Source organism: Aeromonas sp. R5-1 (genome assembly GCF_040908265.1).
GTDB classification, from domain to species: domain Bacteria; phylum Pseudomonadota; class Gammaproteobacteria; order Enterobacterales; family Aeromonadaceae; genus Aeromonas; species Aeromonas caviae.
This window is the reverse complement of the sequence record NZ_JBFODJ010000068.1, coordinates 16,842-41,022: the sequence shown is the minus strand read 5'-3', so window position 1 is coordinate 41,022 and position 24,181 is coordinate 16,842. Positions and strand designations below refer to the sequence as shown.

General features: G+C 62.5%; 24 protein-coding genes. 13 read left to right on the top strand and 11 right to left on the bottom strand.

Annotation, left to right across the window (positions count from 1 at the left end; all coding sequences use genetic code 11):
- Positions 1 to 15: 15 nt before the first annotated feature.
- From glsB to trmB, 3 genes are all read right to left on the bottom strand, one after another.
- Complete coding sequence (glsB, locus tag AB5Y64_RS10405) at positions 16 to 936, bottom strand: glutaminase B (RefSeq protein WP_010675499.1); 921 nt, start codon at positions 934 to 936, stop codon at positions 16 to 18.
- A gap of 96 nt (positions 937 to 1,032) precedes the next feature.
- Positions 1,033 to 1,365: a YggL family protein gene (locus AB5Y64_RS10400; RefSeq protein WP_039040181.1), complete on the bottom strand. Its 333-nt coding sequence runs from the start codon at positions 1,363 to 1,365 to the stop codon at positions 1,033 to 1,035.
- Between the two features lie 26 nt (positions 1,366 to 1,391).
- Positions 1,392 to 2,105, bottom strand: coding sequence for a tRNA (guanosine(46)-N7)-methyltransferase TrmB (gene trmB / locus AB5Y64_RS10395; protein ID WP_010675501.1), 714 nt, complete (start codon positions 2,103 to 2,105; stop codon positions 1,392 to 1,394).
- 260 nt (positions 2,106 to 2,365) lie between these two features.
- Between trmB and AB5Y64_RS10390 the strand changes: the two genes are divergently transcribed.
- Together AB5Y64_RS10390 and AB5Y64_RS10385 are read left to right on the top strand one after the other, a co-directional pair.
- A complete protein-coding gene (locus AB5Y64_RS10390; RefSeq protein WP_039040182.1) occupies positions 2,366 to 3,433 on the top strand; it encodes a M28 family metallopeptidase in 1,068 nt (355 codons plus the stop codon).
- A 199-nt stretch (positions 3,434 to 3,632) separates the two neighbouring features.
- Entirely contained in the window at positions 3,633 to 4,814 is a 1,182-nt protein-coding gene (locus AB5Y64_RS10385) for a PLP-dependent aminotransferase family protein (RefSeq protein WP_039040183.1), read from the top strand.
- A gap of 50 nt (positions 4,815 to 4,864) precedes the next feature.
- On the opposite strand, the gene AB5Y64_RS10380 is transcribed toward AB5Y64_RS10385, so the two are convergent.
- Entirely contained in the window at positions 4,865 to 6,406 is a 1,542-nt protein-coding gene (locus AB5Y64_RS10380; protein WP_039040184.1) for a cyclic diguanylate phosphodiesterase, read from the bottom strand.
- A 245-nt stretch (positions 6,407 to 6,651) separates the two neighbouring features.
- Between AB5Y64_RS10380 and AB5Y64_RS10375 the strand changes: the two genes are divergently transcribed.
- The gene (locus tag AB5Y64_RS10375) at positions 6,652 to 7,557 is read left to right on the top strand and encodes a TIGR01777 family oxidoreductase (protein WP_039040185.1); all 906 of its coding nucleotides are present in this window, start codon (positions 6,652 to 6,654) and stop codon (positions 7,555 to 7,557) included.
- A gap of 42 nt (positions 7,558 to 7,599) precedes the next feature.
- Here the strand turns inward: AB5Y64_RS10375 and AB5Y64_RS10370 are convergent, their stop codons facing one another.
- Together AB5Y64_RS10370 and AB5Y64_RS10365 are read right to left on the bottom strand one after the other, a co-directional pair.
- On the bottom strand, positions 7,600 to 10,041 hold the full coding sequence (locus tag AB5Y64_RS10370) for an ABC transporter permease (RefSeq protein ID WP_039040211.1): 2,442 nt from the start codon (positions 10,039 to 10,041) through the stop codon (positions 7,600 to 7,602).
- 64 nt (positions 10,042 to 10,105) lie between these two features.
- The gene (locus AB5Y64_RS10365; RefSeq protein WP_010675507.1) at positions 10,106 to 10,816 is read right to left on the bottom strand and encodes an ABC transporter ATP-binding protein; all 711 of its coding nucleotides are present in this window, start codon (positions 10,814 to 10,816) and stop codon (positions 10,106 to 10,108) included.
- A gap of 57 nt (positions 10,817 to 10,873) precedes the next feature.
- Here AB5Y64_RS10365 and AB5Y64_RS10360 point away from each other — a divergent pair, with 57 nt between their 5' ends.
- Entirely contained in the window at positions 10,874 to 11,482 is a 609-nt protein-coding gene (locus AB5Y64_RS10360; protein WP_039040186.1) for an arylesterase, read from the top strand.
- An 87-nt stretch (positions 11,483 to 11,569) separates the two neighbouring features.
- Here AB5Y64_RS10360 and AB5Y64_RS10355 read toward each other — a convergent pair whose 3' ends face one another.
- The 3 genes from AB5Y64_RS10355 to AB5Y64_RS10345 all read right to left on the bottom strand — a co-directional run bounded on the left by AB5Y64_RS10355 (position 11,570) and on the right by AB5Y64_RS10345 (position 14,689).
- Positions 11,570 to 12,514 (bottom strand): chemotaxis protein CheV, encoded by a 945-nt coding sequence (locus AB5Y64_RS10355; RefSeq protein ID WP_039040187.1) that lies wholly within the window; start codon positions 12,512 to 12,514, stop codon positions 11,570 to 11,572.
- 335 nt (positions 12,515 to 12,849) lie between these two features.
- Positions 12,850 to 13,950: a porin gene (locus AB5Y64_RS10350; protein WP_039040188.1), complete on the bottom strand. Its 1,101-nt coding sequence runs from the start codon at positions 13,948 to 13,950 to the stop codon at positions 12,850 to 12,852.
- A gap of 328 nt (positions 13,951 to 14,278) precedes the next feature.
- Complete coding sequence (locus AB5Y64_RS10345; protein WP_010675511.1) at positions 14,279 to 14,689, bottom strand: CBS domain-containing protein; 411 nt, start codon at positions 14,687 to 14,689, stop codon at positions 14,279 to 14,281.
- Between the two features lie 146 nt (positions 14,690 to 14,835).
- Between AB5Y64_RS10345 and AB5Y64_RS10340 the strand changes: the two genes are divergently transcribed.
- Genes AB5Y64_RS10340 through AB5Y64_RS10330 form a run of 3 tightly spaced genes read left to right on the top strand, consistent with a single transcriptional unit; the run spans position 14,836 to position 18,048 of the window.
- On the top strand, positions 14,836 to 16,746 hold the full coding sequence (locus AB5Y64_RS10340) for an ABC transporter ATP-binding protein (protein WP_039040189.1): 1,911 nt from the start codon (positions 14,836 to 14,838) through the stop codon (positions 16,744 to 16,746).
- A complete protein-coding gene (locus AB5Y64_RS10335; RefSeq protein ID WP_039040190.1) occupies positions 16,739 to 17,200 on the top strand; it encodes a DUF2390 domain-containing protein in 462 nt (153 codons plus the stop codon). Before AB5Y64_RS10340 ends, AB5Y64_RS10335 begins: the two co-directional genes overlap by 8 nt.
- Positions 17,194 to 18,048, top strand: a complete 855-nt coding sequence (locus AB5Y64_RS10330; RefSeq protein WP_039040191.1) for a 23S rRNA (adenine(2030)-N(6))-methyltransferase RlmJ — start codon at positions 17,194 to 17,196, stop codon at positions 18,046 to 18,048. Before AB5Y64_RS10335 ends, AB5Y64_RS10330 begins: the two co-directional genes overlap by 7 nt.
- 72 nt (positions 18,049 to 18,120) lie before the next feature.
- Here AB5Y64_RS10330 and AB5Y64_RS10325 read toward each other — a convergent pair whose 3' ends face one another.
- Positions 18,121 to 18,342 (bottom strand): hypothetical protein, encoded by a 222-nt coding sequence (locus AB5Y64_RS10325; protein WP_039040192.1) that lies wholly within the window; start codon positions 18,340 to 18,342, stop codon positions 18,121 to 18,123.
- A gap of 180 nt (positions 18,343 to 18,522) precedes the next feature.
- Here AB5Y64_RS10325 and AB5Y64_RS10320 point away from each other — a divergent pair, with 180 nt between their 5' ends.
- The 6 genes from AB5Y64_RS10320 (at position 18,523) to AB5Y64_RS10295 (ending at position 22,472) form a co-directional block, all read left to right on the top strand.
- Complete coding sequence (locus AB5Y64_RS10320; protein ID WP_010675518.1) at positions 18,523 to 18,891, top strand: DUF2061 domain-containing protein; 369 nt, start codon at positions 18,523 to 18,525, stop codon at positions 18,889 to 18,891.
- Between the two features lie 110 nt (positions 18,892 to 19,001).
- Positions 19,002 to 19,595 carry an MliC family protein gene (locus AB5Y64_RS10315; RefSeq protein ID WP_042878427.1) on the top strand — a complete coding sequence of 198 codons (594 nt, stop codon included), beginning with the start codon at positions 19,002 to 19,004 and terminating at the stop codon, positions 19,593 to 19,595.
- 379 nt (positions 19,596 to 19,974) lie between these two features.
- Positions 19,975 to 20,403 carry a VOC family protein gene (locus tag AB5Y64_RS10310; protein ID WP_368203739.1) on the top strand — a complete coding sequence of 143 codons (429 nt, stop codon included), beginning with the start codon at positions 19,975 to 19,977 and terminating at the stop codon, positions 20,401 to 20,403.
- 86 nt (positions 20,404 to 20,489) lie between these two features.
- A complete protein-coding gene (locus AB5Y64_RS10305) occupies positions 20,490 to 21,128 on the top strand; it encodes a hypothetical protein (protein WP_368203737.1) in 639 nt (212 codons plus the stop codon).
- A 252-nt stretch (positions 21,129 to 21,380) separates the two neighbouring features.
- Positions 21,381 to 21,812: a MerR family transcriptional regulator gene (locus tag AB5Y64_RS10300; RefSeq protein ID WP_323942285.1), complete on the top strand. Its 432-nt coding sequence runs from the start codon at positions 21,381 to 21,383 to the stop codon at positions 21,810 to 21,812.
- A gap of 54 nt (positions 21,813 to 21,866) precedes the next feature.
- A complete protein-coding gene (locus AB5Y64_RS10295; protein WP_323942286.1) occupies positions 21,867 to 22,472 on the top strand; it encodes an NAD(P)H-dependent oxidoreductase in 606 nt (201 codons plus the stop codon).
- A gap of 71 nt (positions 22,473 to 22,543) precedes the next feature.
- Here AB5Y64_RS10295 and putP read toward each other — a convergent pair whose 3' ends face one another.
- Positions 22,544 to 24,052: a sodium/proline symporter PutP gene (gene putP / locus AB5Y64_RS10290; protein ID WP_323917925.1), complete on the bottom strand. Its 1,509-nt coding sequence runs from the start codon at positions 24,050 to 24,052 to the stop codon at positions 22,544 to 22,546.
- Positions 24,053 to 24,181 lie beyond the last annotated feature (129 nt).

Here is a 24,181-nt window from a genome sequence, read left to right as displayed (position 1 = left end):
GCATAGTGAAGAGAGTTAAAAAATGGAGCGGCCCAGGCGCTCGGCCAGCAGCTCCAGCGCCGCCGTCCCGGCCAGGGAGTTGCCCGCCTTGTTGAGCTCGGGTGACCAGACGCAGATGGAAAGCTCTCCCGGGATCAGCGCCATGATGCCGCCCCCCACCCCGGATTTCCCCGGCATGCCAACCCGGTAGGCAAAGTCGCCCGCCTCGTCATAGAGGCCGCAGGTGGCAAGCAGGGCATTGACCTGCTTGGTGGTCCGGGCCGGCAGCAGGGGCGTGCTCTCGCCAAGAGGGACGCCCCGGTTGGCCAGATAGACGAAGGCTCGTGCCAGATCGACGCAGCTCATGCGGATGGCGCAGGCATTGAAGTAGCTTTGCAATACCTTGTCCACCTCGTTCTCGAAGTTGCCATAGGCCTTCATCAGATAGGCGATGGCGGCATTGCGGGCGGAGTGCTGGTACTCGGAGCGCGCCACCACCTGATCCGCCATGATGGCCGGGTTGCCGCACAGGCGGCGCACCAGCTCCAGAGTGCGTTGGCGGGGAGCGGTGAGCCGAGTTTCCAGCAGATCGCTCACCACCAGGGCACCGGCGTTGATGAAGGGGTTGCGGGGAATACCCTGCTCGAACTCCAGCTGGACGAGGGAGTTAAACGGCTGGCCGGAGGGCTCCTTGCCCACCCGGGCCCAGATCTCCTCCTCCTGATAGAGGGTCAAGGCCAGCGTGAGGCTCAGGGCCTTGGAGATACTCTGGATGGAGAAAGGCTCGAAAGCGTCACCTGCGGTGAACAATTCCCCTTCAACGGTACAGACCGCGATCCCCAGCCGGTCGGCAGGCACCTGGGCCAGGGCGGGAATGTAATCGGCCACCTTCCCCTGCCCGAGCAGCGGACGCACCTCTTCCAGGATGCCGGCCAGTAATTCGGATGACAACACCATTGGCTATTCCATGACGTGAAACGAGGCGGGGCCAGCCCACCGACAAAAATCCCGCCGGCGGCGGGATTTTCTATCTGCCCGGGAGGCAGTCAGATATCAGGCCGGCTCGCCGTACCAGAGATCGAACAGCTCGGTGACCACCACGGCCTCCAGCCCTTTGCCTTGCAGCCAGGTCTGAACGGCGGAACGGTCTTCGTCGGTGCACTTGCCGAGCTGCTGGGTGCAGATCATCCCTTCCCAGGCCAGGTGACCCGAGCCGGCGAAGGCCAGCTTGCGAGGCTCAATCACCTCGTCGATCAGCGCATCGACCACGGCATCAATGGTCTCTTCGGCGGTGCCGACCGGGAAGTTGAAACTGATGTCGAACCCCATTTCCTGGAATTCATCGACGCGCAGTTTCTTACGCAGACGGCGGCTACGGTTGGCCATGATAGCTCCTTAGTTGATACGTTGACTCAGTTGACTCGTTTGAAAATCAGATCCCAGACACCGTGGCCCAGACGATGGCCACGCTGCTCGAATTTGGTCAGGGGGCGCCAGTCGGGACGGGGCACCCAGTTGCCGGTGGCGGAGGTGTTCTCGTACCCCTCGGCGGCACTCATCACCTCCAGCATGTGCTCGGCGTAGTTCTCCCAGTCGGTGGCCATGTGGAAGACGCCACCGATGGCAAGCTTCTGGCGGATATCCTGGGCAAAGGCAGGCTGCACGATGCGGCGCTTGTGGTGGCGGCTCTTGTGCCAGGGGTCCGGGAAGAAGAGCTGCAGGCAGGAGAGAGAACCGTTCGGGATCATGTGCTCCAGCACTTCCACCGCATCGTGGCAGATGACGCGCAGGTTGGTGACGCCCGCCTCCTGGGCGGTGCCAAGGCAGGCGCCCACACCCGGAGAGTGCACCTCGATGCCGATGAAGTTCTTCTCGGGGGCGTTCTTGGCCATCTCCACCAGGGAGGCGCCCATGCCGAAACCGATCTCCAGCACCACGGGTGCCTCGCGGCCAAACAGGGCCACCATGTCGAGCGGCTCTGGTGCGAAATCGATGCCCATGACCGGCCAGAGCTCTTCCAGGGCCTTCTCCTGCCCTTTGGTCAGGCGGCCTTCGCGACGGACGAAGCTGCGGATCTTGCGCATGAACTTGCCGTCTTCGTTAAACACATCTTGGGTCACAGACATAGTAAATTGCTCGTTATTGCATCGCTCTGGAACAGAGCCGACATAAATGGATCGCTCGTTATTGCATCAGTTCGCAAAAACAGGGGAGCGAATTATCCCAAGATAGGCACAAGGCGCAAGTGTTTCCCACAACAAATCCCCCGGGACTGCCCACATCCACCGGCAAGGTTGACAAATGCCACCCCCTTCACAGAATCTGCCGGACGTCAGGTTCATCCTGATGCGGAAAAATAAAACCATATACAACAAAGGATTGCAGTATGAAGAAAACCCTGTTGGCCCTCGTCCTGCCTGCCCTGCTGGCCGGTTGCAACCCCTCTGACAACGACTCCCAACCCCCTGCCCCCGCCGCTCAGGCCCATGAATTCCTGGTGCAACTGAGCTCTGGCGCAGAAGGGATAGGCGCTCGCCCCACTGGCACCGAGGCCGAAACCCGCGCCGCCGCCTGGATCCAGGATCACCTGGCCGGCTGGGGTTACGAGGTGCAGAACCAGCCGTTCACCTACACCCGGGGCGGCACAGACCGAACCTCCCAGAACATCGTCGCCGAGCTCAAGGGTCAGAGCGACAGGGTGATCCTCATCGGTGCCCACTATGACAGCACCGGCGAGAAGAAAGGATCCGAAGGCGCCACCGACAACGGGGCCGGCGTCGCCGCCCTGCTGGCGGTTGCCGAGGCACTCAAGGGAGAGACCCTGCCCTACACGGTGCGCTTCGCCTTCTTCGGCGCAGAGGAGAACGGCCTCAACGGCTCCAAAGCCTATGCCGCCAGTCTCGACACCGACGCCGTCGCCAAGCTGCTGGCCATGGTGAACTATGACACCATCGCCGGGGGTGACATCATCTATGTCCACTCGGCCCACTCCGACGTGGCCGAGTACAACTGCGCCGACCCGAGCCGCTACAGCTTCGATCCCAAGGTGCGCGATCGCCTGCTGGCCATCTCCCAGCAAACCGCCACCCCGTTCGCCATTCACCCCAGCTACAGCGGCTACCCGGAAGGGGAGACCGGCAGTTGGTCCGATCATGCCCCCTTTGCCTGCCTGGGGGTGCCCATCGCCTACGTGGAGGCCACCAACTTCACCATCAACGGGGAAGATGGCTATGACGGCTACTCCCAGAGCACCAATCCGGCGCTGTGGGACTGCTACGACGACGCCACCAAGAGCGCCTGCGACCGGGACAGCGAGACCCAGTGGGGCAAGATCTGGCACACGGAGCATGATCGCCTCGACAAGATGGCCGAGCTCTTCCCGGGCCGGATCGAGCAGCAGCTCGGGGCCAACACCGACCTGATGATCCGCTTCCTCAAGGCACCGGGGCTCTGAGCCCCATCCCGCCCGATGTCCCCCTGACAGGGGTTTTTGCGCCCCTGACCGGGGTCGGGACGATAAAATTCGGGCAGGTGCCAAACCTGCCCTTTTTTATGGATTTTTGTGACAGCCATTGCCTCATTTCTGAAATCTGATACAAACGGATAACCTGGCGGTTGAATGGAGCGACCGCCACCTAGTCAGAGAGAACCCTATGCAGCCGTTTTTTGCCCAGCGCTTCGAGAAGGTCGAGCCTTCCTTTATCCGTGAAATCCTCAAAGTTGCCGCCAATCCGGAGATCATCTCCTTCGCCGGCGGCCTGCCCAACCCCCATCTGTTCCCGGTCAAGGCCATCGAGCAAGCGTGCCAGGACGTGCTGCGCGAGCAGGGAGCCGCCGCGCTGCAATACGCCACCACCGAGGGCTTTGCCCCGCTGCGCCAGTTCATCGCCGATCGCTACCTGAGCCGCCACGGCATGGAGGTCAATCCGGACAACATCCTCATCACCAGCGGCTCCCAGCAGGCGCTGGATCTGCTGGGCAAGGTGCTGGTGAACGAGGGGCAGGATCTCATCATCGAAGAGCCGGGCTACCTTGGCGCCATCCAGGCGTTCTCCGTCTATCAACCGAACTTCAAGCCCATCACCTTGGGTGAAGAGGGGCTGGATCTGGCCGCGCTGGATGCGCTGCTGGAGCAGGGCTCCAGCGCCAGGCTGCTCTACGGCGTGCCCAACTTCCAGAACCCGAGCGGTGTTTCCTACAGCCGCGCCAACCGGGAAGCCCTGGCCGAGCGCCTGGTGCGCCACGATCTGCTGATGGTGGAAGACGACCCCTATGGCGAGCTGCGCTTCGAAGGGGAGCACCTGCCCCCCATCGCCAAGCTGGCCCCCCACAACACCGTGCTGCTCGGGTCCTTCTCCAAGACGGTGGTACCCGCCTTCCGCCTGGGCTGGATGGTGGTGCCGGACTGGCTGCGCAAGAAGGTCACCATCGCCAAGCAGGCCACCGACCTGCACAGCAACGCCTTCAGCCAGCAGGTGCTGCACCGCTTCCTGACCGACAACTCCCTCGACGCTCACCTGGAGAAGATCAAGGAGGTCTATGGTCGCCAGCGTGCCGCCATGGAAGCCGCCCTCGCCCGCCACTGTCCGCCCGGCGTCAGCTACACCCGTCCCGAAGGGGGCATGTTCCTCTGGCTGACCCTGCCGCCCAGCGTCAGTGCCATGGCCCTGTTCGACGAGGCCATCAAGGAGAAGGTTGCCTTCGTGCCCGGCGCCCCCTTCTATGTGCGCCCCGAGATCCAGAACACCCTGCGCCTGAGCTTCTCCTGTGTGGATGAGGCGACCACGGAAGAGGGTGTTCAGCGTCTGTGCCGCGCCCTGGCTCGCATGCTCTGAGCCATCCGGCCATAAAAAAANCTGGTTTTTTTTTGCCTCGCGCTTTCCTCTCAGCGCCCCTGCCCGGCCAGCTGGCTGACAAACTCCTTCATGGGCATGGGCCTGCCAAACAGATAGCCCTGCAGGAAGGTCACCTCTCGGGCCTTCAGATAGTCGGCCTGCACCTGATTCTCCACCCCTTCCGCCACCAGTTGCAGACCGAGCCGGGTCGCCAGATCGATGACGTTCTCCACGATGTGGCTGGAGAGCGCGTCCGACCCAATCATGCCGACGAAGCTCTGATCGATCTTGAGGAAGTCGACCTGGAAGGTCTGCAGGTAGGTCAGGCTGGAGTGGCCGGTGCCGAAATCGTCGATGGCGATGAAGACCCCGAGGGCATGCAGCTCGGCAAAGAGCCGGTCCGTCGTCTCGTCCGCCACGATGAGCTCGCGCTCGGTCAGCTCCAGCACCAGCTTGATGGGATTCCCCTTGAAGGCGTTGATGAAATCCCGGCAATCTTCCACCAGGCTCAGATCCTTGCAGTGGCTGGCGCTGATGTTGAAGCCGAAGTGGAACCCTCGCGGCAGATGGTGCGCCTTGCCCGCAAACTGTTCGCGCACCTGCGCCATCAGCAGCCGGGTCATGGGCACGATGAGACCACTGTCCTCTGCCAGGGGAATGAAGCGATCCGGCGAGATCATCCCCTGACGGGGGTGTTGCCAGCGCATCAGCACCTCGCAACCGCTCCATTGGCCGTCCTCCCCGTTCACCACGGGTTGCAGATAGGGGATGAACTCCTGCTGGGAGAGTGCCCGTTTCAGCTCCTGGGCCGGCGAAGTCGAACGGCCCATCAGCCAGAAGACCGCCACCCCGAGCAGCAGGCTCAGCAGAGGATAAATAATGACGCCCACCTTGGAGTAGTCCCAGATGTGGGCACGGTACTCATCCACCGACACCGTGGTCACTACCTTGAACGGGTACCTGGTCGAGACCTGTTCGAGATAGCCATTGCGATCCTTGGGGATCAGCTTGTCGGTGAGTTCGCTGTTTCGCAGCAGCATCTCGTTGCCGACCACCAGCCCCAGTGGGGAGTTGCGGCTCAGCATGTCCAGGATGTTGAGCAGGTAGTAGCCGTCGACCCCCACCAGCACGCTGAACTCGCCCACCTCTTCCCGGTAGGCGATGAGGGGGCGATTCGGGGTGACCGGGTTGCCCTTCATCAGGTCGAGCCTGCCCCCGACATAGTCATCCAGCTTGATGCCGCCATCGACCGGGCCATAGAGGGAAGAGCAGTAGATCCGATCCCCCCTGGCCAGGTTGACGCTACGCACATCCGGCACCGTGGCCACCTGATCCCTGAGCCCCTGCACCACCTCGAGACAGGGCCTGCCCAGGCTGCCGGTGAGGGCCGACGCCGCCAACTGGGCATTGTCCAGAGTGCGGTCAAACATGACCCTGGCATGTTCCAGGCGCGCCACCGCATCCTGTTTCACGCCGGTGGCGGTCTGCCAGATGACGATGACGAGCCCAAGGAGCATGGGCAACAGACCGGCCAGCAAGGCACAGAGCAGCCGGACATAGAATTGACGTACCTTCAAACGTCGAAATGGCATAACGGCCCTCATGAACATGGCGAAAAAGCGCTCGAGTTTACCCGCTGGCGCCCGTTTGGCAAGCCGGAATGAGCCCCTGATACCGCCGCGCCACGGCGCCCCCCGTGGTCGCAACGCCCGGCAACCCCGTGGACAAAGGGGGCGGCGTCTTGGGAGACAAAAATCATAATGCTCATAAAAACAGGAGCTTGTCCATCGGGCACCCAGGCTCTAGAGTAGACCCTAGAGCGTCAGGGAGGCAGGACATGAAGATACTGATCACGGGGGGCACGGGGTTTATCGGCCGCCGTCTGGTGGCACACCTCAAGGTGGCGCACGAAGTAGTCGTGCTGACCCGCCAGGGCAGCCGGGCCTACGAGCTGCTCGGCCACGATGTCACCCTGCTGGACAGCCTGGACAGGCTGGATCACCTCAATGACGTGGACATCGTCATCAACCTGGCCGGCGAACCCATCGCCGCCGGACGCTGGAGCGAGTCCCGCAAGCAGTTGCTCTGCAACAGCCGCTGGCTGCTGACCGAACAGCTGGTGGATCTCGTCAAACTCTCCAGCACGCCCCCCAGATTGCTGCTCAATGCCTCCGCCATCGGCTGGTATGGCCGCCAGGATGACGCCCCTCTGGATGAAACATGCCAGAGCCCTCACGACGAATTCACCCACCGTCTCTGTCAGAAGTGGGAGCAGCTTGCCCAGCAGGCCCGCTCGGCCCAGACCCGGGTCTGCATCCTGCGCATCGGCCTGGTACTCGGCATGGAGGGGGGCGCCTTGCCCAGGATGCTGCCCCCTTACCGCCTCGGCCTCGGCGGCCCCATGGGCAGCGGCACCCAGATGATGAGTTGGATCCACGTGCAGGATCTGGTGCGGGCCATGCTGTTTCTCATCGAGCACGGCGAGTGTGACGGCATCTTCAACGGCACGGCCCCGCAACCGGTCAGCAATCGCCGGTTCAGCGAGACCCTGGCCGCCACGCTCCATCGCCCGCATCTCTTCTTCGTACCAGCCCCCCTCCTGCGACTCCTGATGGGAGAGGCGGCGGATCTGCTGCTCACCGGACAGCACGTGCTGCCCGCCCGCTTGCAGCAGGCCGGTTTTCACTTCAGCTTCCCGGCCCTGCCCGGCGCTCTGGACAATCTGCTGCACTCACCCCGTTGACCCAATGACACATCCCGACCGAGGTCGGGATGTGTCGAGCCATCAGAGCAGCCCCTGCCCCAGTCCCCTGAGCCGGTCGCTCAGGGTACCCGCCAGCAGTTGGCGGCGCATGCCCTGTCCGGCCAGGGTCACCAGCACGGCCCCAAGCAGGGGGAGTGCAGCCCAGATGGCCCAGTGGAACTGCCACTGCGCCCCCTCCCACCACCACTGCAGACCGAAGGAGCAGAGCTCCACCACCATGGCAGCGCAGAGCCCTGCCAGGGCACCGCTCGCCACCAGCTCCCAGCGCAACATCTTCTCGAGCAGGGCGCTGCCCGCCCCCAAGGTGCGCATCAGCAGCAGCTCCCGGCGCCGATGGGCCATGCCGGCCTGGGTCTGGGTCAGCAGCACCAGCAGGGCAGCCACCGTCACCAGCCCGAGCATCAACCCCAGGGCGCGGCTCACCTGATCGGAGACCAGGGTGAGGCGGCCTATCAGATCCTCCACATCGATGAGGCTCACCGTGGGGTGGCGGCGGATGAGTTCCACCTCTGCCCCTCGCCCCTCTGGCGGCAGACGATAGCTGCCGAGCCAGGTCTGGGAGAAGGGGGCCAGCACGTCCGGCGAGAAGATCATGTAGAAGTTCGGCCTCATGTTGTCCCACTTGATGGACCTCAGGCTGGTCACCCTGGCCTCGAACGCCTGCCCCTCTATGGTGAAGCCGAGCACGTCTCCGAGCGCGATGCCGAGCCGTCCCGCCAGTGCCTCGTCGACGGAGACCTCCCCCTTGCCGGCCAGCCATTGACCGGCAGTGACCTTGTTGTCGGCGGGCAGGGCCGATGTGGTGGTGAAGTTGAGCTCCCTGTCCACCCCCTCCCGCGCCGCATCCTCCCCCACCGCCTCACCGGCGATACGGGTCAGGCGCCCGCGCACCATGGGGTAGAAGTCCGAGGTGATGGCCCCGGCCTGGTGCAGATCGGCCAGGATCCCTTCCCGCTCGCTGTCCGCCACATTGACCAGGAAGCGGTTCGGGGCATCGGCAGGCAACCGGGTGGAAAAATCCTCCAGCAGATCGACCCGCGCCGCCCACAGCAGCCCGAACAGCATCAGGGCCAGGGCGAAGCCCGCCAGCTGGAACAGACCACTGCCCCGCTCCCGGGAGAGGTGATTGATGGCCAGGCGCAGGGCATGGGGCCCCTTGAGCCGACTGCCAAGACGCAGCAGCACGGAGGCGAGCAGGGCCAGCAGCGCCATCAACACCCCCATGCCGCCGATGAGCCCGCAGGCCAGCCTGATGTCGGCGGTAAAGCCCCACACCAGGGCAAACAGCCCGATGAGCCCCACGGGCACCGTCAGCCAGGGGGGGATCCCCGCCTCCAGCTCCCGGCGCAGCACCCGCAGCGGCGGTACCTTGAGCAGCCTCAGGAAGGGGACGAACGCCAGCATCAGGGTGATGAAGAAGGCGACCGCGAGGCCCAGGGCGAAGGGTCGCCAGGAGGGGGGCGGCAGATCCGCAGGCAGCAGATCCCCCAGCAGGTTCAGGGTCAGCCACTGCATGGCGCTGCCCGCCACCAGCCCCATCAGGGCCCCCACCAGGGTCAGGGAGAACAGCAGGGTGCCCATCAGTTGCCACAGGGTGCGCCGCGAGGCCCCCAGGGTCTTGAGCAGGGCCACCATGTTGGTCTGGCGCTCGGCGAAATGACGCACCGCTATCCCCATGGCCAGGGCGCCGAGCAGCACGCCGGCAAGGGATGCCAGACGGAAGAAGCGCTCGGCATTGCCCAGGGATTTCCCCACCTGGGTACCCTGATCGTCGGGTTTGACGAGCTTCTGCCCGGCGCTCAGCCTGGGGTTGAGCCAGGCCTCATAGCGGGCGATGGCGTCACGGGGCCCCTTGACGAGATAGCGCCACTGCTGGCGACTGCCCGGCAGCAGGGCCCCGGTCGCCTCGATATCGGCGCTGTGGATCAAGGCCCTTGGCGCCATCTGGAAGGGACTGAACCCCTGATCCGGCTCCTGGCCCAGCTCCCCTGCCACCGTCAGCCGGGTGTTGCCGACCTCGAGTGCCTCCCCCACCTTGGCGCCGAGCAATTGCATCACCCTGGCGGAGAGCCAGATCTCGCCGGGCGCCGGGGCGCGCTGGGGAGTGAGCTCCAGCTTGCCGTAGAAGGGAAAATCCCCGGGCACGGCGCGGATGGAGGCCAGTTGCAGGGTATCGCCGTGAAACAGCATGCTGTTGAAGCTGACCGTGGTCTGCACGGCAAGCCCCTCCTGATGCGCCTGCGCCAGCCACTCTGCCGGTGCCGGCGTCGCGGAGCGCAGCACCCTGTCCCCTCCGATGAAATCCCGCCCGGAGGCCTTGAGCCCCGCATCCAGCCGATCCGCCACCAGGGCCACGCTGAGCACGCAGGCGACGCTCAGCGCCAGCGCCAGCACAAACCAGCGCAGCTCGCCACTGAACCCTTCCCGGCGCAGCAGCTTCAATCCCAGTCGCCACTGACTCATGACGCCTCCCTCACCGTCCATGCTGCTGCCAGCGATCCCCTGGTGCAGCTCTGTCTCCACTGACTCATGACAGCTCTCCCACCCTGGCCGCCATGACAGTCTGTGCCTCCAGCCGCCCGGCTGACATCACCAGCTGCCTCTGGCAGCGCTGGGCCAGCTCATGGTCATGGGTCACCACCACCAGGGTGGTGTTGTGCTCGCGGTTGAGACGAAACAGCAGTTCGATCACCGTCTCCCCGGTCTTGCTGTCGAGGTTGCCGGTGGGCTCGTCCGCCAGCAGCAGGCTGGGGCGGGTCATGAAGGCACGGGCAATGGCGACCCGCTGCTGCTCGCCGCCGGAGAGGCGCGGCGGCAGGTGGTGCAACCGCTCTCCCAGGCCGACCTGGGCCAGCAGCTCCCGGGCACGGGGCTCGCTGTCGGTCTCCCCCCGCAGCTCGGCCGGCAACATGACGTTCTCCAGGGCGCTCAGGGTGGGCAGCAGCAGGAACGACTGGAACACGAACCCCACCTGCTCGGCCCGCAGCCTGGCGCGTCCCTCCTCGTCCAGCCGGGTGAGGGAGTGGCCGAGGATCTCTATCTCGCCGCTGCTCGGCAGATCGAGACCGGCCAGCAAACCGAGCAGGGTGGACTTGCCGGAACCGGACGCACCGACCAGCGCCAGCGTCTCGCCGGTATTGACTTGCAGATCGATCCCTTCAAGGATGGTGAGGCTTTCCTGACCGAGGCGAACGGTTTTACCGAGCCCCCTGACGGCGATAATGGGCGTTGAACTCATCTTGGGTATCCTGTTTGCCTGAACCTGTAATGACAATAGAACGTGGGAGTTGACTGCATGATGCGTCTCTTGTTTGCCGTGAGTTGCCTGTGCTGCTGGGCAGCGTCCGTCCAGGCCCAGACCCTGCTGGTACTGGGCGACAGCCTGAGCGCCGGCTACCAGATGCAGGCCGAACAGAGCTGGCCTGCCCTGCTCAATGAAAAGTGGCAGCAGCAGGGGGGAGAACACACCCTCATCAATGCCAGCATCAGCGGTGAAACGACCCAGGGCGGCCTGGCCCGCCTGCCCGCCCTGCTCGAAACCCACAAACCGGACTGGGTGTTGATCGAACTCGGCGCCAACGACGGGCTGCGGGGATTTGCTCCCGCCATCACCCGGGCCAACCTGACCAAGATGATCGAGCTCACCCGGGCGCACCAGGCGAAGACGGTGCTGACCCAGATCCTGCTGCCCCGCAACTATGGGGCGCGCTATCTGCAACAGTTCGAGCAGATCTTCCCGGATCTTGCGAAGGCCAACGACCTGCCGCTGATGCCCTTCTTTCTGGATGATATTGTGCTGCGCCCTGAACTCATGATGAACGATGGACTGCACCCGACGGCCGCCGCCCAGCCCCGGATCCGCGACAAGGTCGCCCGCTTTGTCGAGCCTCTGCTGACTCAGTAGCCCGGTGGCCGAGCCCATGGCCCTTCCCCTTGCCCAGCAAAAAGCCCCCGCATGGCGGGGGCTTTTTCATGGTTCGGCGTGCCGGGTTCAACGGCCCAGGATCTGCCGCATCCGCTGCTGGGCCACGTCCACCAGCAAGTCGGGCTGGAATTTGGAGATGAAGCGATCACACCCCACCTTCTTGACCATGGCCTCGTTGAAGTTGCCGCTCAGGGAGGTATTGAGGGTGATGAAGAGCTCGGACATGCGCGGATCGCTGCGCACCTCGTGAGTCAGGCGATAACCATCCATCTCCGGCATCTCGGCATCCGTGATCATCAGCATGATCTCGTCGGTCACCTTCTTGCCCGCATCGCACCACCCCTTGAGCAGCTTGAGGGCCTGCAAGCCGTCCTGGCACTCGATGACCTCGAGCCCGAGCTGGGCGAGGGTCTCGCGCACCTGGTTGCGGGCCGTGCTGGAGTCATCGACGATGAGCACCCGGCGTCCCTGCATCTGGGGCAGGATCTCTTCGTCCAGCACCTCGGACGAGATGCGCACGTCGTAGGTGATGATCTCCGCCAGCACCTTCTCCACGTCGATGATCTCGACGATCTGGTCGACCCCCCCTTCCGGGATGCGGGTGATGGCGGTGAGGTAGTTGGCACGACCCGCCGAGCGGGGCGGCGGCAGTATGTCCTTCCAGGTCATGTTGACGATGTGGGCCACCTGCCCCACTAGGAACCCCTGAATGGTGCGGTTGTACTCGGTGATGATGAGGTTGGACTCCTGATCGATGGCCATGGGACGCATCCCGATGGCACCGCGCAGGTTGATGACGGGGATGGAGACGCCGCGAATGTTGGCGACGCCGCTGATGTTGTGGTGGGACCCCGGCATCTTGTTCAGATGGGGCAGCTTGACCACTTCCCGCACCTTGAAGACGTTGATCGCAAACAGTTGCTGGGCACCCAAACGGAACATCAGCAGTTCCAGGCGATTCTCCCCTACAAGCTGGGTACGTTGATCCACTGAATCCAATATGCTCGCCATATAACGCCCTTACGTCCATTTCCCGAAATTGCCCCGCACCGGAGCTGCGACATGCCAACCAGCCCCGCTTTCCCTGTCGGGACAACGCAAGCCTATATAGAAATAATGAAAAGCGTCGAGGAAAGATAGGATCTTGACCACGGGGCGTGATCATCGCCCCATCACTGCCTCATGGCAAGCACAGCCACGCACCGGCCCCGACAACAAGGGTATCGACCACACAGGGGCATTGCTGAACCCCGGCGTGCCGCTCTTGTCATCCAGCGCGGTCCGCCAGCAACAAAAAGACCGGCCACATGGGCCGGTCCTGAGATGTGCAGTGCGTCCGGGACGACTTAGAAGTTGTACTGCAGGGCCACGGCGACGATGTCGTCGGTGGACTTGTTCAGGCTGTTCTTGCCGGTGGAACCCACTTCGTCCAGCAGGTTGATCTTGTAGTCCACGTAGGCATTGAAGTTGTCGGTGAAGTTGTACCAGGCACCCACGGAGACATATTCGGTCGCGGTGTCATCGATGCCGTGAGCGCTGTCCTTCACGTCGGTACGCAGGTAGGCCAGGGAGGGCTTGAACTTCGGCGTGATGTTGTACTGCACGACCGCTTCGTAGCCATCCATCTTCTCGGCGTAACCGCGCATGGAGCCGGTGTCCACGAAGAGGTGATCTTCACCGTGGGAGTAGGTGGCGGCCATGTAGAGGTTGCCGACGGCATACTTGGCGCCCACCCCGAACAGCTTGGCGTCGTTGTCGCCGCCGAAGCTCACGTTCTCGGCCTGTTCGTCGGTCTTGCCTGCCTGGTTGTAGGCGGCACCCAGGCTCAGGCCCATGTTGAAGTCATAGTTGGCAGAGAGGGCATACCCCTCGGAAGAACCTTTCGGGCTCCAGGTGCTGTTCGGACCGACGCGCTCGCTGCGGCTCGCGTTCTGCGGGTCGTTGTTGCCGGTGAACTGGGCACCCAGGGTCAGCCCCTGCCAGTTGTACATGTACTGGGCCAGGCCGTTGGTACGGCCGGTGCCGAACACCTCGGTGTCCTTGCCCAGACCATCACCACCCCACTCCGGCAGCACGTCGGTGTAGTTGTTCACCGCCTTGGTGAACAGACCGTCCTGGCGGCCGTAGCTGAAGGCACCGAAGCGATCGTGCTTGATGCCCGCATAGGCGTAACGCAGCTCGTCGTTGTCAGAACCGGAGACCGGCAGGTTGTACTCGGCGAAGCCGAACGCGGTCAGATCCTCGTCAACCTTGGTTTCACCTGCGATGTGCAGACGCAGGTAGCTGGCATCGCCTTCGGTGGCGTTGTCATCGGTGCCGTAGTACATGCCGTTGACGCGGCCGCCGATGTCCAGTTTGGTACCATTCTGATCGTAAACGTTGGCGGCCTGTGCACCACCGGCCAGCAGCAGGCTGGAGATGGCCATCGTCAATGCTGTCTTTTTCATTGTTCTTTCCTCAGGTGTAAGCACTCTCTGTCAGACCAGAGTTCGGTCGTGATGATCGGTTGATGTGCCGATGGCCTAAGGTAGATCCGGAAACCTTGATGGGAACTGAAGCGGCGAACGATTAATTATAAAAGCGTCAATTCGAGCTGACGCCGCGACATATAGTGTCACATGAAATGACATCGGTAGAATTTATGACCACAAAAATCACTTTTACAACATAAGTGAACTGAAATATTTGATTAATGCAGTTTAATCCTTCAGCAAAGCGAGAAGCTGGGAAGCCCTGCCGGGCGACACGGACTCCCCGCTTATGTTCCCCGCCTCGTCAGACCGGCTGCCAGCCGCGCATGACCCTCAGCAGGTCCTTCCAGCTCACTATGCCCACCAGGGCGCCGTTTTCCAGCACAGGCAGACAGGAGATCTGGTGCTCCAGCATGAGGCCGGCGGCCTCTTTCAGGGAGCGTTCGGGGGAGACGGTGATGGGTTCACGGCTCATGATCTGGTGGGCGCGCCGGTTGAGGGTCTCGGTATCCCGGTTCATCTCGGCATCCGTGTCCAGATAGGGGCTGATGGCACGCAGCAGATCCCGGTCCGAGATGACCCCCACCAGCTCCTCTTCTTCCACCACCAGGAGGTGGCGGAAATGGGCCTGCTCGAAGATCTCCTTGATGACGCTCAGCCTGTCATCCATGGAAACGGTCGCGACCCGGGTCGTCATGATCTCTTTAATCAACATGGTCAGCCTCCTGCCCCCAGATGTCTCTGTTATGACACGTTTTTCCGGCGGCAGCCATCCCCCCCGCCCTCAAGTGCAAATTTGTGTCATTTCACGTAAGATCCGCGCCAGTTTCTCTCCTTCAATCGAGCCAAGCAGACCCATCCATGATAGTTGCCAGTCAAATCGAACTGATCCGCGGCGGCCGCACGCTGCTGGACAACGCGTCCGCCACCATACACCCCGGCCACAAGGTGGGCCTGGTGGGCAAGAACGGCTGTGGCAAGTCCACCTTCTTTGCGCTGGTGCGGGGCGAACTGGCCATCGACAACGGCAGCTTCAGCCTGCCCGCCGGCTGGCAGATTGCCGGCGTGGCCCAGGAGACCCCGGCGCTAGATTGCTCCGCGCTCGAATACGTGGTCGATGGCGACAAGGAGTTCCGCGCCCTGGAGGCCGAGCTCGCCCAGGCCGAGGCGGATGACAACGGTCTGCTGGTGGCCGAGCTGCACGGCAAGCTCGATACCATAGGTGCCTACAGCATTCGCGCCCGCGCCGCCGAGCTGCTGCACGGTCTGGGTTTTGGCGGCGATCAGCTCGACTCGCCGGTCAGAAGCTTCTCCGGCGGCTGGCGCATGCGCCTGAACCTGGCCCAGGCGCTGCTCTGCCGCTCCGATCTGCTGCTGCTGGATGAACCGACCAACCACCTGGATCTGGACGCCGTCATCTGGCTGGAGAAGTGGCTCAAGGGCTATCAGGGCACGCTGGTGCTCATTTCTCACGACCGCGACTTCCTCGACTCCGTGGTGAATCGCATCATCCATATCGAGAACGGCAAGCTCAACGAATACAGCGGCGGCTACTCCGACTTCGAACTGCAACGGGCCGAGCACCTGGCCCAGCAGCAGTCCATGTACGAGAAGCAGCAGCGGGAGATGGCCCACATGCAATCCTATGTGGACCGCTTCCGCTACAAGGCCTCCAAGGCCCGTCAGGCCCAAAGCCGGCTCAAAGCCATGGAGCGGATGGAGAAGATCCTGCCCGCTCACGCCGACTCCGAGTTCAGCTTCGAGTTTCGCGAGCCCTCCGCTCTGCCGACCCCGCTCATCGCCATGGAGAACCTCAGCGCCGGTTACGGCGACAAGGTGATCCTGGAGAAGATCAAGCTCAACCTGGTGCCGGGCTCGCGCATCGGCCTGCTCGGTCGCAACGGCGCGGGCAAGTCCACCTTCATCAAGATGCTGTCGGGCTCCAACCCGCCCCTCTCCGGCAAGCTGGAGGTGAGCGCCGGGGTGAGCATCGGCTACTTCGCCCAGCATCAGCTCGAGACCCTGCGCCTAGACGACAGCCCCCTCGATCACCTGGTGCGCCTGGCGCCGGACAAGACCGAGCAGGAGCTTCGCAACTACCTCGGCAGCTTCGGTTTTCATGGCGACAAGGTACTCGACAAGGTAGCCCCCTTCTCCGGCGGTGAGAAGGCGCGTCTGGTGCTGGCCCTCATCACCTGGCAAAAGCCCAACCTGCTGCTCCTGGATGAACCGACCAACCACCTGGATCTGGAGATGCGCCACGCCCTGACCATGGCCCTGCAAGGGTTCGAGGGGGCCATGGTGGTGGTTTCTCACGACCGTCACCTGCTGCGCACCACCACGGATGACTTCTATCTGGTCCACGGCGGCCGGGTCGAGCCCTTCGACGGGGATCTCGACGACTACCACAAGTGGCTCGGCGAACAGGAGAAAGAGGCCAATGCCAAGCCGGCAGATGGCACCGTCTCCGCCAACTCGGCGGTGGCGCGCAAGGATCAGAAGCGCCTCGAAGCCCAGTTCCGGCAAGCGACCCGGCCGCTGCGCCAGAAGCTCGAGAAGCTCGAAACCAGCATGGAGAAACTGCAGGCCAAGCTGGCCGCGGTGGAAGAGCAGCTGGCCGATCCCGCCATCTATGAAGAGAGCGCCAAGGGCAAGCTCTCCGAGCTGCTCAAGTCCCAGGGCCCCCTCAAGGAGGAGCTGGAGCACGTCGAGCTGGAGTGGATGAGCCTCTCTGAAGAGCTGGAAACCATGGAGCAGGCCTTCTTTGCGTGATGAAGCCTTGATGGCCAGCGAGCGGGTCAGCCCCGACGCCCTGCCCACCCCTTCCGAGTTCTGGACATGGAGCACAGGCGCCTATGGCCAGCGCAGCCAGGACTGGCTCCACGTGCAAAGCATGGGGGGCAACGTCAACCTGGCGCTCCTGCTGCACCACCTCGACCTGCTCCGGATCCCGGTCGACCTCACGGACTTGCAACCGGCCCTGGTACAGACCGAGGCGGTGCTGCTCCCCTGGCGCACCCTGCGCCAGCAGGCCAAGTCACGGGTGGGGGCCGAGGAGTACCAGACCATGCTGGCCCACGAACTGGAGCTGGAGCGGCTGCAACAGGGGGTCTTGCTGCAGACCCTGCGCACCCTCGCCCTGTTTCGCGGCGACAGCCGCAACCTGTTTCACTATCTATCGTTACTGGGTGCCCAGCAGGGCCCCCTCAGAGATCTCATATGCTGAGCTACCGCCACGCCTTTCACGCCGGCAACCACGCCGATGTGCTCAAACACGCCGTCCAGGCCCTGATCATCGAGTCCCTCAAGAAGAAGGAGAAACCCTTCATCGTGCTGGACACCCATGCCGGTGGCGGTCTCTACGACCTGCGCGGCGACTGGTCCCAGAAGAAGGCGGAATACGCCGACGGGATCAAACGCCTGTGGGATGAGCGGGCCCAGTGGTCTGCCATGGCCCCCTATCTGGGTGTCATCGAGGAGATGAACAGCGATGGCCAGCTGCACTACTACCCCGGCTCGCCGGAGCTCTCCCGCCGCCTTATCCGCGATCAGGACAAGCTGGCGCTGATGGAGCTGCACAACAACGAGGTGGAAGATCTTCGCGCCAACATGGGGTACGACCCCCGCGTCGCCGTCCACCATCGCGACGGCTTCGAGGGGCTGGTCGCCCTGCTGCCCCCCACCCCGCGCCGCGGTCTGGTGCTGATCGATCCTCCCTATGAGCTCAAGGAAGATTACTTCGCCGTGGTCGATACCCTTAAAAAAGCGCAAAAGCGCTGGGCCACCGGCATCTACGCCCTCTGGTATCCCATCCTCGGGCAAGAGGCGGACAAGTCCCGCGACATGCTCAAAGCGATCAAGCGGGAGAACTTCGGCAACGTCCTGGTGGCGGAGCTGGAAGTGGCCGGCCAGACTGCCGATTGGGGCATGAACGGCTCCGGCATCCTCATCGTCAGCCCCCCCTGGATGCTGGACGAGCAGATCGATGCCTTCTTGAAACCCCTGTGCGCCAAGCTGGCCCAGGGCGCCGGCGCCCAGTACAGGGTGGAGTGGCTGAACAAGGCCGAGGCCTGACCGTTCACCCGCCGCCAACACGACAAAGCCCCGCAAGGGGCTTTTCTATGACTGCGGCAGTGGCGGAAGAGACTAGGCTTGTCTGGCATCGGCGCCTGCGGGCATGTCCCGCCAGAGCGCCAGAATGAGCAGCGCCAGCAGGGCAAAGGGCGGCACCAAGCAGAGCAGCACGCACAGGAAGGTGACAAGCCCCGGGTGGCGGCTCTTGCGCCGGGCCAGTCGCCATGCCACCACGCCGACGACGATCATCAGCAGCAGCATGAAGAGAACAAACAGGTTGGAGTTGATGGTCATGAAAGCTCCTTTTTCATGGCAAAAGGCACACTCTAGCGCCGTTGCGTTCCCGGGCAACTCCCAATCTGGTGGTGCCTCCACCGGTCAATAGGCATTTTCTATTTCGCCAATAGATGAGAATGGTTTTCATTTGATGAGGTTCTGGGTGATACTGCCTTCATCGCCAGAGGAGACACCACCATGAAAAAGACCATCAGCTTCGCCATCCTGCACTTTTGTGTCGCCTTCACCGTGGCTTACCTGCTGACCGGCGAACTGCTCACCGCCAGCCTGATCGCCCTCATCGAGCCCGCCGTGAACACGGTCGCCTTCTACTTCCACGACCTTGGCTGGCACAAGCTCAAGCCTGAGCACAGCCTGCAGGCCAAGACCAGCAGCTTCGCCCTGGTCCACTTCTCGGTGGCCTTCGGTGTCGCCTACCTGCTGAGTGGCGAGCTGCTCACCGGCGGCGTGATGGCACTGATCGAACCTGCCATCAACACCGTCGTCTTCTTCTTCCACGAGCGGCTGTGGCGTAGCCGCCAGACCTTGGCGCTGGCCGGCGTCTGATTGCCATGCAGGGCCGCCCGCCACCCAAAAATACGGGGTGCTCCTGCCTACTTCGGGTGTAAAGTGTGCTCTGGTCACGGGGCATCATGCCCCCTGTTGGAGCCCTGTCGATGAACAAGATCTTGCTTGGAACCCTGCTGTTTTCCCCTCTGCTGGCCGCGGCGGCCACCCCGTCCTTCGAATGCGCCAAGGCGAAAGGCGCCGCCGAAACCCTCATTTGCAAGGATGCCGGACTGGCTGCGCTGGATAACGAGCTGTCAGCCCTCTATCCCAAGGCGATTGCCGGGTTCTCCCCCGAGCAGCAGAAGAGCGAGCGCGCCATCCAGCGCGGCTGGATCAAGGGGCGCAACGACTGCTGGAAGGCGGGCGACCTGCGCCAGTGCGTGGAAGAGAGCTACCAGTTGCGGATCACCGAGTTGCAGATAAAAGGCGGCCAACTGAAGGTGCCGACGCCGGTCGATTATCAGTGCGGCAAGAGCGTCACCCTCTCCACCTACTTCTACAACGAGGCCAAGCGGCCCGCCGCCATGATCAATTTGAGCGAGGGGAACAACCAGCAGCAGGTGCTCGCCTATGAGACCCCCAGCGCCAGCGGCGCCCGGTACGAGGGGCAAAACCTCACCCTCTGGACCAAGGGGAGCGACGCCATGCTGGAGCGCTACGGTCAGCCCACCCTTAACTGCAGCGAGATCCCGGGCAACTGATCCCCCGCCCGGCCAGAGGCCGGGCAACCACTCCCGTACAGGCAGCAAGAGGGTCACCAGCTGGTGGCCACTCGCCCCCTTTTACCTATCCCCAGCCCCTCTCGCCAATCCAGCCCGGACGCCAGGCTTTCGGGCTGACCTCCATTTGTTGATCTTGCCCGGCAATTCGCCATTTCCTCCTTTCCCTTCGCTCGCGGGCCGTTAATATAGCCAATTGGCAACACACGCCTCGTCGGAGTCTCCCATGAGCCATGCCAACCACGCCCCTTTGGTCAATCGCAGCAAGCTGGAAGCTGACATTCAGGGCGGTAGCGTCGCCAAAGGGCACAACCGGCAAGAGGTAAGTGACTGATTCAACCATGTCGAGTGGAGTGAATGTATGGAAACGCACACACTGCATCGGGGTCGGCTGATCGACCATCTCCAGCTGGTGGTGAAAGACCTGACCGCCAGCGAGCGCTTTTACAGGGCCATACTGGCCACCCTCGATGTGCCAATCGGCGGCGCGGGTGAGGGTTACTTCTGGGCTGACGAGCTGTTTGTCACATCCATCGACAGCCCGGCTGCGCTCGGCGCACTGACCGGTCGCCATCATCTCGCCTTCCAGGCGCAGGACCACGCCACAGTCGATCGCTTCTATCAGGCAGCGCTGGCCCACGGCGGCCAGGATAACGGCGCCCCCGGCGAGCGGGTTTATCACCCCGGCTATTACGCCGCCTTTGTCCTCGATCCGGACGGCAATAATATCGAAGCGGTTTATCACGGCGAGGCAAGGCGCAGTGCGGGGTCGGTGGAGATTCGGTTTTAGCAAATAACAGAACACCGGTGGTATGGACTTCGCCATGGTGCAACGAGGTGGCTACACCTCACTAAAAATAATGGAAGGGTTTGTGCATGAGTTCTACTAATATGTGGGATGCAAGGAAATTCCAAGAAAATGTAGGATCCCTAATTTCAAGATTCAATATGTTATTTTTGAGCGATATAGCACCATTCATTACAAACCCTAATAGTGATAGAAAAGTGTCCTTGAGAGCTATAATTGCTCTAAATACTAACCAAATCCAAGCGAACCTTCATAATGCCCTTAATGAAATTGAGAAAGAGTTGAGGGATAACGCTCATCTTTTGCTGAAACAAAAAGGCTTCTCCGACATTGAATCCCAAACATACCTATCAAGTAAATTCCCTTCTGGGTTTATCAAATCAAACATAATTAATGAGCTTAATTCAACCATCGAATCACTTAACAAATTAAGTGCCTTAGCGGTAGTTCACCTCGGTGTGTTGGAAACAAACTCAGGGTTGGGTGGTATATTGAAAGGACTTTTCAAGGGATACTCTAACCCAATTGATGGTATTTCCCATATATTCGGGAAAGGAAGCATGCAGATTGAAGTGAATACTAGCTTGCAAGGTTTTAATTCTACTGCGCTTTTAGTCGGTCAATCTATAGATTCAGTTTCTAAATTATTACATAAAGTTGTTTTGGAAAAATGGAATGATTTTGGAGCTATGATGGAAAATTTGTAGACTTAACAAATAACTAATGCGGAACTGCTAAAACTTGCCTCGATTCCGCTTAGTTAAACCAGCGACACCCACCACCTTCATAGCAGACTTGCCTGACAAGGTGCTGTCCCTTATCACTGCCCCCCATCGAGAAGCCAGCGCTGCTTGTACAGTATCTGCTGTGCCAACAGCGCGCCCCTCCCCCTGGGGATGTAATCCCCCCTGCCACTGGCCTATAGTGGGCACCTTCATACCTCCTTTGCGAGCAGCACCATGTATATCGGCGAATTTGCCCGGCTGGCGGGCACCACTCCCAAGGCAGTCCGCCTCTACGAGCAGCTCGGGCTGCTGCCCGAGCCCAGGCGGCACGGCAAGTATCGCGTCTACCGGGCCGAGGATCTGGAGTGGGTCGGCTTTATCCGCGAGGCCCAGCGGCTTGGCTGCAAGCTCGGGGAGCTGGTTCCCCTGCTCGCGGGCGTCACCAGCCTCGATCACTTCCCTTGGCAGAAGGTGGAGCAGCTTATCGCGGACAAGCTGGCGCAGATCGAGGCGGAGGTCGCCCGGCTGCAACGCCAGCATCAGGGCTTGAGCCAGTGCGCCACGCTGCTGGCGCAGCACCCCTGCCGCTATGGCACCCCGGCGCGGCAATCCCCCGACGGGCGGGATCATCCCGCCGCCGCGGATCGGGGACAAAAGGTGGCTTGACTCTGCCCCATGGGACAAGGGGTGTAATGGGGGCTCACTTCAAGGAGCCATACCATGACCCCCAACCTGCTTGTTCTCAACGGCAACCCCAAACCCGACAGCCTCTGCCACGCCCTCGCCCGAGAGTATGCCCGCAGTGCCGAGCAAGGGGGCGCGCGCGTCACCCTGCATCACGTGGGAGAGCTCGCCTTCGCGCCGGATCTTCACCATGGCTATGACGAGGCGCAACCCCTCGAACCGGATCTGCAGGCGGTGCAACAGAGCCTGAAGCAGGCCCACCATCTGGTGATCGTCGCCCCCCTCTGGTGGGGCCACCTGCCTGCCCGGCTCAAGGGGCTGCTGGATCGTACCCTGCTGCCGGGTTTCGCCTTTCGCTACCAGCCGGGGAAGGCGTACCCGGAGCAGTTGCTCGCCGGCAAGACGGCGCGCCTGCTGCTCACCATGGACAGCCCCCCCTGGTATTACCGCTGGTGGCAGGGTGCGCCCCTAGAGCGCACCCTGGACAAGCCGGTGCTGGGGCTGTGCGGCATCCGGCTGACCCACCGCCAGCATCTGGGGCCCGTCCACACCTCGGATGAGGGGGCCCGCCAGCGCTGGCTCAGCCAGGCCGGGGCCGCCGCCCGCCAAGATGTGCGGCGGCTGGGCAGGCGCCCCGCCTAATCCCTGCCATGGGCATGTTTTGCCCATTAAAAAGCCCCGCAGTTGCGGGGCTTTTGTCGTCGAGGCGGGGGTTATTTTGCCGCGATGGCGTCTGCCATGGGGCTCTGGAACTCCTGCTCGGCTTCTGCGAAGCGATCCTGCATGGCCTTGGAGGGGGCCTTGTCCAGCAGGCTGAACAGCACGATGGCCAGGGTGGCAAACAGGAAGCCCGGGATGATTTCGTACAGACCCAGCCAGCCGAACTGCTTCCAGATGATGACGGTCAGGGCACCGACCAGCATGCCCGCCAGGGCGCCGTTGCGGGTCATGCGCGACCAGAGCACGGAGAGCAGCACCACGGGACCGAAGGCGGCACCGAAGCCGGCCCAGGCGTAGCTTACCAGCCCCAGCACCCGGTTCTCCGGGTTCACGGCCACGGCGATGGCGATGAGGGATATGAGCAGCACCATGGCGCGGCCGACCCACACCAGCTCTTTCTGGGAGGCGTTCTTGCGCAGGAAGGGCTTGTAGAGATCCTCGGTGATGGCGCTGGAGCAGACCAGCAGCTGGCAACTGAGGGTACTCATCACCGCCGCCAGGATGGCGGAGAGCAGCACGCCGGCAATCCAGGGGTTGAACAGGATCTTGGAGAGCTCGATGAAGACGCGCTCCGGGTTGGTGGTCACGCCACCCGCCTGCTCGGTGAAGGTGGAGAAGTAGGAGAGGCCGAAGAAGCCGATGGCCACGGCGCCGCCCAGGCAGAGCACCATCCAGGTCATGCTGATGCGACGGGCGCTGGCCATGGAATGGTGGGAATCCGCCGCCATGAAGCGCGCCAGGATGTGGGGCTGGCCGAAGTAGCCCAGGCCCCAGGCCATCAGGGAGATGATGGCGATGAAGTCCAGGTTCTTGAACATGTCGAGGTTGCTGGCGTTCTGCGCCGCCACCTGCACCATGGCGGTGTCGATGCCGCCCACGGCGATGATGACGAACACCGGGGTGAGGATGAGGGCGAAGATCATCAGGGTGGCCTGCACGGTATCGGTCCAGCTCACCGCGAGGAAGCCGCCGAAGAAGGTGTAGGTGATGGTGGCTGCGGCGCCGACCCAGAGGGCGGTGTCATAGCTCATGCCGAAGGTGCTCTCGAACAGGCGGGCACCGGCCACCACGCCGGAGGCGCAGTAGATGGTGAAGAACAGCAGGATCACCAGGGCGGAGAGGATACGCAGCACCCGGCTCTTGTCTTCGAAGCGGTAGGTGAAGTAGTCCGGCAGGGTCAGGGCGTTGCGGTTCTTCTCGGTGTGAACCCGCAGCCGACCGGCCACCCAGCGCCAGTTGAAGTAGGCGCCGATGACGAGGCCGATGGCGATCCAGCTCTCGGAGATGCCGCCGATGAAGACGGCGCCGGGCAGGCCCATCAGGAGCCAGCCACTCATGTCGGAGGCGCCGGCGGAGAGGGCGGTCACCCAGCTCCCCATGCGGCGGCCGCCGAGAATGTAGTCGTCAAAGTTCTGGGTGGCGCGATAGGCGATAAAGCCGATCAATACCATCCCGAGGATGTACACCAGAAAGGTGATGAGCATGGGGGTGCTAGCTGTCATTCAAAACTCCGTTATGTGACGTCTATGTTCGTTCTTGCGACGAACTCTTCCTTAAAAAACCGGCCTAGAGTAATCAGCAGATCGCCTGATCACAACCACTTTTAACAAATAAAAAACACATGGAAAACG